Source organism: Microcystis sp. M53603_WE2 (assembly GCF_030065435.1).
This window is the reverse complement of sequence record NZ_JASJFF010001371.1, coordinates 1-7,400: the sequence shown is the minus strand read 5'-3', so window position 1 is coordinate 7,400 and position 7,400 is coordinate 1. Positions and strand designations below refer to the sequence as shown.

Below are 7,400 nucleotides of genomic sequence, written 5' to 3'. Positions count from 1 at the left end.
ATAGGGCAATAGATTTCGGCTTAAAGTCTTAGATTATAGAATTTATAGCATTTTTCTAATACACCAAATTAGCTGAAACAATCCAGTAGGGTGCGTTAGACGGTGACAATCTCTGCTTAAACTTGAATCTAATAATCCGTCGTAACGCACCACACCTAGGATTAATTTAATTTGGTGCGTTACGCTACCTACTACTCATCCCAGTTTAGTAAAATGTAGGGTGCGTTAGACGGCGACAATCTCTGCTTAAACTTGAATCTAACAATCCGTCGTAACGCACCACACCTAGTATTAATTTAATTTGGTGCGTTACGCTATCGCTAACGCACCCTACTACTACTACTACTTGAATCTAACAATCCGTCGTAACGCACCACACCTAGGATTAATTTAATTTGGTGCGTTAGCGATAGCGTAACGCACCCTACTACTACTACTGACTTATGATAAAATGCCTTCAAAGACAGGTAAGGGAAAACTTGCAATTATTCACCCAATAAAATAACTGATAGCCGAGATGAAACCCTGTTACTGCATTAATCCCGATTGTTCTCAACCAGGGCATCCGAGTAATAATAACTCGAATACTCGTTACTGTCAAAGTTGCGGCTCTCAATTGTTGTTAAATGGTAAATATAGGGTGAGTCGGTTATTGAGTGATACGACCGGTTTTGGCATTGTTTATGAGGCTTTTGAAGGTTTTACAGCCAAAATCCTCAAGGTATTACAAGAAAAATGGAATAATCAACCGAAAGCAGTGGAATTATTTAAACGGGAATATGACGTTTTATTAGAGTTGAGTCGTCAAAATGTCACTGGTGTTCCTCGAGCAGATGCCTATTTTCAATATTCCACGAGAGAAGGGAAAATATTACACTGTTTAGTTATGGAAAAAGTGGAGGGTATTGATTTAGAACAGTGGCTAAACCAGTATGATATTTTAAGTCAAAAACGAGCCTTAAAATGGCTGAGAGAAATGACTTTAATTCTCGATAAAATTCATCAACAAAACTGGCTTCATCAAGATATTAAACCCCCTAATATTATGTTGCGGAATAGTGGCGAGTTGGTGTTAATTGATTTTGGGACAGCAGGGACAGCAAGGGAAGAAACCCAAACCTATCATCAAAAGGGAAAAGGTCAACAGGTGACAGGTATTACCTCGGTCGGATATACACCCAATGAACAACAACATAGCCAGGCGGTGATTCAATCAGATTTTTATGCTTTAGGACGAACTTTTGTGCATTTATTAACTGGAAAACATCCTTTAGAAATTTATGATGCGGTTAATGATGTTTTAGCTTGGCGAGAAGAAACGGAAAATATTCACCCGTTATTGTTGGATTTTATTGACGAGTTAATGGGAAGATTGCCAAAGAATAGACCAGCTAATACTAGGGTTATTTTACAACGTTTAGATCAGATTGAAAGGCAATTAAAGTTACCTCCTACAACTCCTAATAGACCATCTCCACCACCAAATCCGCCTCCTATTGTAACTCAAAAACAATCGCCAGTTATTCCTAAGATTAATTCTTCTCCGCCAGTTTCACCTGTAGCTGTACCCCAAAAAACACCAGGACAACCGATTAAAAAGAATAAGCTGAGAAATAGAATGATAGCTCTTGGTGGAGTTTTGTTATTAGGAGTAGGAATAACGCAAGCTTATGGTTATTTTAAAAGTCAGGAAATAAACTCACCACAAGAAAAAAAATTTTCAGAACATAGTTTTCCCGATAAAACCCTCACTGGTCATTCTGACGAGGTTTTTTCAGTAGCATATAGTCCCGATGGCCGCTATTTAGCTAGTGGGAGTATTGACCAAACTATCAAAATTTGGGAGGTAGCAACCGGAAAAGAATTGCGTACCCTTACTGTTTATTCTTACCTTTACGGGGCTGATGTAGTATATAGTCCCGATGGCCGCTATTTAGCTAGTCGTAGTGATGACAAAACTATCAAAATTTGGGAGGTAGCGACAGGAAAAGAATTGCGTACCCTTACCGGTCATTCTGGTCCAGTTTTATCAGTGGTATATAGTCCCGATGGCCGCTATTTAGCTAGTGGGGGTGGGCTTCGTGACAATACTATCAAAATTTGGCAGGTAGCAACCGGAAAAGTATTGCGTACCCTTACTGGTCATTCTGACTGGGTTTTGTCAGTGGTATATAGTCCCGATGGCCGCTATTTAGCTAGTGGGAGTCGCCAAACTATCAAAATTTGGCAGGTAGCAACCGGAAAAGTATTGCGTACCCTTACTGGTCATTCTGACTGGGTTTGGTCAGTGGTATATAGTCCCGATGGCCGCTATTTAGCTAGTGGGAGTTACCAAACTATCAAAATTTGGGAGGTAGCAACGGGAAAAGAATTGCGTACCCTTACTGGTCATTCTCACTCGGTTAAATCAGTAGTATATAGTCCCGATGGCCGCTATTTAGCTAGTGGGAGTGGTGACAAAACTATCAAAATTTGGCGAGTGGGACAGTAAACTTGTGTTGGGGGTGACAGCAATAACTTTTGTCTATCGAAAATGAGCGATACTTGCGGGAAACTGCACCGATGTCTTTAAAAATATTGGGTTTTGGCTCAAATTATTGAATCGAGCAGTTTTCTCCTAAGTATTAAAGCGCTCAACTCAACCGACAAGCTAGAGGGTATCGCATCTACATCAACAAACTATAATCTACATTAAAGAAATGTCCTAATAATTTCGCCTGTTCTTTGGTAATTGACCCTTTTCCTTCAATTAAACTAGAGGCAATTTTGTCAGAGCCAAGGATTCTGGCTATGTCTTTCTTATTAACGCTTTGCTGTTCCATCAAAAACAATAACATAGAATGAGGTGTGGTTGATTCTTGTAGATAAAAGCTTTTTTCAAAATTCCCAATTAAAAAAATTAGAAGCTCATAAAGTTCATCTTCTTCGGGAGTTCGCTGCTGACGGTGCATTAATTCTTCCACAATAGCCAAAGCTTTTTCATTTTCTGCCTCTGTTTTAATAACTTTAGGTAAATGGCGAGCTAGTAATTCTTTGTATTTTTCTGGATTAAAAGTAAGGGTCATCGGTGTCAAGGAGATACATTTCAGGATTCGGATGCTTCCTCGGCTAACGGTTTTAGGGACTGACGGTACTCTTGACCAAACTGCATTGCCTCTTCGTAAGCCGGATCATCAGCAAAAGTGCCGACAATTTTTTCCCACCAGGGAGTTTCGCTGACAGTAGGTAGCAAACGCTTAAGCAGTGCTACTTCAGCTTCTAAAGCTGCTAGTCTTATCTCTAGATCAGTGCTTAACATGGTTGATATATCCTCCCATTCTGCTCTTGCTCGAAGGTTAGCTCTAAAACAAAATTTGTTTCAACGCCAGAAGCCATACGATGAACTGATGAAACGTTTTCCATCGGTAATTCAGTTGCTTGTCATCGTCAGCTAATAAACTACTCCCGTCCGCTACTTTGTCCTTAGCTGCTATATTAACTGGTTAAACCGTGTTTTAGGGCAAAACGTACCAATTCCGTGCGACTATTAGTACCAGTCTTGCTAAATAAGCGACTGACGTATTTTTCTACGTTTCTGACACTGGTTTCTAGACGACTGGCAATTTCTTTATTCATCAATCCCTCCGCTACTAAATCTAAAACGCTTTGTTCCCGGGGGGTAAGGTCAATTTTAATCGGGGGGGGAGTAGTAGTAAAAGTGTTCTGTTGTCCCACCTGCTGTTTTAATTCCCGGATATCTCGGGCAATTTCTTCTAATCTAGCGTTTTCGCTGGTGGCTTGCAGGGATTGACGACGGCGCTCGATTAAAGACTTGATTAATGCTTCTAATTCTTCGGGATCGAAAGGCTTGGATAAATAAGCATCACAACCGGCATTATAACCCTGAATGCGATCGCTCGTCATCCCCCTAGCAGTGAGAAAAACCACGGGAATTGTCTGAAAACGAGCATCTTCGCGCAATTTCTTCAGAAACTGATAGCCATCCACCTGCGGCATCATAATGTCGGAGATGACTAATTCAGGAATTTCTTGATTGAGTAAATCCCAGGCTTCGTTAGCATTACTAGCAGTTCTTACCTCGAAGTCATCCCCGTACTGTAGATATGCTTGCACAGATTCACGAACCCCCGGTTCGTCATCCACTAACAAAACTTTCGCAGGTGTGTCCATCAATTTCTCGCAGCGATCGAATATTGTCCGAATCCTATCTTATCAGCTATCAGGAGCCGGTCGTCAGGAGTCAGTAGTCAGGAGACAGGAGATAGGAGTCAGGAGATAGGAGTCAGGAGACAGGAGATTATTTTTATTTATTCTTCCCACACCCTACGCCCCACACCCTACACCCCACACCCTACACCCTACACCCCACTTCCCCACTTCCCCACTTCCCAGATCATCCTCAAGATAGTGACGGTGAGTTAAACTAGCAGATAGAACTAAAAAGTTACAAAAATCACACAATGATTTTACAATCCTTTCACCATTCTTAACAAATCCCGTGACCATTCTCTGCTGGCTCGATCGCATTAGTGCTTCTGATCGCCCCCTGGTGGGGGAAAAAGCTTTTATTGCCAGTGAATTACACCAGCGAGGATACCCAATTATCAGGGGATTTGCCATTTTTAACCGCATTTTTGCGGAATTTTTGGAAACTATCGACAATGCTGACTCGTTTCTGACTGATTTTCCGCAATCTTCCCTCTATTTAGACGTAGATAACGCAAAAGCTCTGCAATTAGTCGCCAAAGAAAGTCGGCGGGCCATTTTACAAGCGCAAATTCCTCCTCTCTGGTTAGAACAACTAGAGGCGGCCGTGGCACAATTATCCATGGATAGCCTAGTATGGCGCTTTTCCCTACCAGCTAATCTGGCTCGGCGAACGCTCGGTTTATTTTCCGCCCCAATCAGTGGAATTAAAGCAGATAATCTAGAAAATGCCCTAAAACAAGCTTGGGCGGAGTTATTCACCGCCAGAAGTCTATTTTATTGGCGAAAAATGGGAATTGGTTTAGAAAACATTCAATTATCTTTACTGGTACAACCGTTATTACCGGCCAATTGTGCGGGAAATGTGTTGATTAATGACGATAACTGGAAAATTCAGGCAGTTTGGGGGTTAGGACACAGTTTAGTTAATGGAGAAGTGGCACCGGATACCTACATTATCGATCGCTCCGGTCAATTACGCAGTCGGCAATTAGGCAATAAATCCCGCGCTTATTATCTCAATAGTGACAGTAATCTGCTCGCGCCACAATTATTAGCACCCAGTTTACAAGAAAGCTACTGTTTAGATAATTTCGCCCTCGATCGCCTTTGTCAACTGGTTCAATTTCTGCTGACGGAAAAACCGACGTTAACCAGCATAGAATGGCTGATGATGCTGGATGGTCAAATTTATATTCTCAACTGTCACAGTCAGGAAATCACCCCCACTACCTCCAATTATCCCTTAAGAGGATTAGGGGCATCCCCGGGGTTGGCATCGGGAGTGGCAAAAGTGATCAGCAATTTCGACTCCCCAGAGGCAAATTTTCAGGATTGCATTCTGGTTACTACTAATTTACCTCCGAAAAAACTGCCCCATTTACGCCAAATTAGAGCAATGATCACGGAACAGGGGGGATTAACTAGCCATGGAGCCATTTTAGCCCGGGAATTAGCCATTCCTGCCGTTGTCGGGGTGAAAAATGCCACAGAAATTATCCGCTCAGGCGAGATAATTTTAGTAGATGGTACGAGGGGAATTATTTCTCTAGCATCTCAGGAACAGATTTCCTTGCCCCCACCACCCCCCAGAGAAACCGACGGGACGGCAATTGCTACCCGTTTGATGGTTAATCTCAGTCAAACTGAAAGTATTGCCGGAATCCGAGAACTGCCTATTGATGGGATCGGTTTATTGCGCTCAGAATGGATGATTTTAGACTTACTTTCTCAGCGTAATCTAGAAGAATGGTTAACACCAGAGCATCAAGAAGCATTGATCGAGAGATTAAGTGATTTAATCGCACAATTTGCCCTTAGTATCCAGCCTAAGCCTTTATTTTACCGTTCTTTTGATGCTCAACATTCGGCTCAAGACAGTCGGGGAACCCATGGTTATATATTAGATCCGACTCTATTCGATCTGGAATTGCAAGCTTTACGACGGGTACAAACCACCAGCGCCACCAATATTAATTTACTGCTTCCCTTTGTCCGCGGGGTTGAGGAATTTATTTTCTGCCGGCAACGGGTACAATCGGCTTTACTCACTCAAGTCCCTTCTTTCCAATTGGGGATAATGGTGGAAGTACCGGGGGTAATCTTTCAATTAGCGGATTATGTGCAAGCGGGGGTACAGTTAATCGCTATTGGTACTAATGATTTAACTCAATTACTTTTAGGTAGCGATCGAGAACATTTCTCAGAATATTTTAATGCCCGTCATCCCGCAGTCAGGGCAGCTTTACAACAAATTATCACTCAAGCAAAAGTTTTACAGATTCCCTGTTCCGTTTGTGGCATGGCTATCGTCCAGTATCCTGAACTTATCGATGATCTGATTGCTTGGGGTGTGACTTCTCTTTCGGTGGATAGGGAGGCAGTTTTAGCCACTAGAGAGGCAATTGTTCGCGCCGAAAGAAGATTTTTATTGGAAAATAGCAGATAAGCTAAACGGCGCTTAACCTGCATGATCCAACAGCTATAACCCTTTTGGAGTCTATATCGGTGATCCGAAGTAAAAGCCGTTTAGCTTAACTTCCCCACTACCTCACTACCCCACTACCCCATCAACCCACTTCCCCACTACCCCACTACCCCACTTCCTAATTCATACTTTGTGCTTTTTGTCAAAAAAACTTTTTTTTTGCAATAAAACTACACAAAAAAAAGATCATCGTTGTGGGTGAAATTGACTGATTTACCTGTCTTAATGAGGATTACCTTCTAGGTGTGGCAAGGGTTTCAACCGTTGCTGCCCAAAAAAGCATAGAATACCCCACTATGAAATTCAGTAAAATCGCTGTAACCATTGTAACATCGTTGTTAAATAAAAATCTTTCTCAATTAATTCTTAAGAATTTGTAAATATTGCGAAATGTTAATTTAAATATTCTCAAGTTTTTGGAGTTCATAGATAATTTTTGCTTATCTTTGTCGAAAAATAGAACTTCTGCAAAAATCCAACATCTACCATTGGGTTAGGAGTCTCCGAGTCAGGAGTCAGGAGATTATTTTTATTTATTCTCCCCACTTCCCACTTCCCACTTCCCAGCAAATCTAACTATCTTCAGATTCCGACCCATCACTAGGGGGAACTAGGGCTACCGCAGCGATCGCATCGTCCTCATCGAGTTTTTGTACCCGGATGCCTCCGGCCGATCGCGATTGGGGAGTAATAGCATCGACGGATT

At 41.9% G+C, this 7,400-nt stretch carries 5 protein-coding genes; 2 read left to right on the top strand and 3 right to left on the bottom strand.

The features are described from left to right. Nucleotides 1-517: 517 nt before the first annotated feature. A complete protein-coding gene (locus PX481_RS28780; RefSeq protein WP_288097364.1) occupies nucleotides 518-2,491 on the top strand; it encodes a serine/threonine-protein kinase in 1,974 nt (657 codons plus the stop codon). Between the two features lie 175 nt (nucleotides 2,492-2,666). Here PX481_RS28780 and PX481_RS28775 read toward each other — a convergent pair whose 3' ends face one another. The 3 genes from PX481_RS28775 to PX481_RS28765 all read right to left on the bottom strand — a co-directional run bounded on the left by PX481_RS28775 (nucleotide 2,667) and on the right by PX481_RS28765 (nucleotide 4,170). After that, complete coding sequence (locus tag PX481_RS28775; RefSeq protein WP_002757842.1) at nucleotides 2,667-3,065, bottom strand: helix-turn-helix domain-containing protein; 399 nt, start codon at nucleotides 3,063-3,065, stop codon at nucleotides 2,667-2,669. A 20-nt stretch (nucleotides 3,066-3,085) separates the two neighbouring features. Continuing rightward, entirely contained in the window at nucleotides 3,086-3,298 is a 213-nt protein-coding gene (locus PX481_RS28770; protein ID WP_193956921.1) for a hypothetical protein, read from the bottom strand. Between the two features lie 176 nt (nucleotides 3,299-3,474). After that, nucleotides 3,475-4,170: a response regulator transcription factor gene (locus PX481_RS28765; RefSeq protein WP_002795661.1), complete on the bottom strand. Its 696-nt coding sequence runs from the start codon at nucleotides 4,168-4,170 to the stop codon at nucleotides 3,475-3,477. Between the two features lie 328 nt (nucleotides 4,171-4,498). On the opposite strand from PX481_RS28765, the gene PX481_RS28760 reads away from it, so the two are divergent. Continuing rightward, complete coding sequence (locus PX481_RS28760) at nucleotides 4,499-6,655, top strand: putative PEP-binding protein (protein ID WP_288097361.1); 2,157 nt, start codon at nucleotides 4,499-4,501, stop codon at nucleotides 6,653-6,655. The last annotated feature ends 745 nt before the right edge of the window (nucleotides 6,656-7,400 follow it).

Excerpts from the sequence above, each read along its gene's own strand:
- PX481_RS28770 (WP_193956921.1), bottom strand. The coding sequence starts at position 3,298 with ATGTTAAGCACTGATCTAGAGATAAGACTAGCAGCTTTAGAAGCTGAA.
- PX481_RS28765 (WP_002795661.1), bottom strand. The coding sequence starts at position 4,170 with ATGGACACACCTGCGAAAGTTTTGTTAGTGGATGACGAACCGGGGGTT.
- PX481_RS28780 (WP_288097364.1), top strand. The coding sequence starts at position 518 with ATGAAACCCTGTTACTGCATTAATCCCGATTGTTCTCAACCAGGGCAT.
- PX481_RS28775 (WP_002757842.1), bottom strand. The coding sequence starts at position 3,065 with ATGACCCTTACTTTTAATCCAGAAAAATACAAAGAATTACTAGCTCGC.